The following is a 1,031-nucleotide window of genomic DNA, read 5'->3' on the forward strand; positions in this document are numbered from 1 at the left end:
CCCTGCCGCGGCTTCGGTTCTGTGCTTTAGCCCCGGATATTTTCGGCGCAGGGCCTCTCGACCAGTGAGCTATTACGCACTCTTTTAATGGTGGCTGCTTCTGAGCCAACATCCTGGTTGTTTTCGAAGTCCTACATCCTTCTCCACTTAGCACAGCATTTGGGACCTTAGCCGGCGGTCTGGGCTGTTTCCCTCTTGAATACGGGTCTTATCACTCGCATTCTGACTCCCAGGCTGCCCATATGAGCCATTCGTAGTTTGACTGGGGTCGGTAGGCTTTACGCCCCCTTGCCCGATCAGTGCTCTACCGTCTCTATGGTGATTCGCCTGAGGCTAGCCCTAAAGCTATTTCGGGGAGAACCAGCTATCTCCACGTTCGATTGGCATTTCACCCCTATGCACACCTCATCCCAACGTTTTTCAACACGCACGGGTTCGGTCCTCCACTCATTTTTACCTGAGCTTCAACCTGGACATGCATAGATCACTGTGGTTTCGGGTCTAATCCATGCTACTAACAGCCCTCTTAAGACTCGCTTTCGCTTCGGCTCCGCGTCGCCCGCTTAACCTCGCAGCATAAATTAACTCGCCGGTTCATTCTTCAATAGGCACGCCGTCGCACGTTAAATTGTGCTTCGACTGTTTGTAGACATACGGTTTCAGGTTCTTTTGCACTCCCCTCCCGGGGTTCTTTTCACCTTTCCCTCACGGTACTTTCCACTATCGGTCGTTTCGATGTATTTAGCCTTGGATGGTGGTCCACCCTGCTTCCCACTGGGTTCCTCGTGCCCTGTGGTACTCTGGATCCCTGCCCGCCTTTCACTCTTTCGTGTACGAGGGTCTCACTCTCTTTGCCGCACCTTCCCAGATGCTTCCACTAAAGTGTCCGGTTTGTTGCAGGTCCGCAACCCCAAGAAACCGAAGTCTCTTGGTTTGGGCTCTTCCCGTTTCGCTCGCCGCTACTCAGGGAATCTCTTTGATTTCTTTTCCTCCGACTACTTAGATGTTTCAGTTCATCGGGTGTTTTCTCC

At 52.6% G+C, this 1,031-nt stretch carries 1 rRNA gene; it reads right to left on the bottom strand.

From position 1 onward, the window contains the following. Positions 1–1,031 (bottom strand): 23S ribosomal RNA (locus HMPREF7545_RS09880); the annotation flags it as partial.

The organism is Centipeda noxia ATCC 43541, assembly GCF_000160555.1.
Taxonomy (GTDB): domain Bacteria; phylum Bacillota; class Negativicutes; order Selenomonadales; family Selenomonadaceae; genus Centipeda; species Centipeda noxia.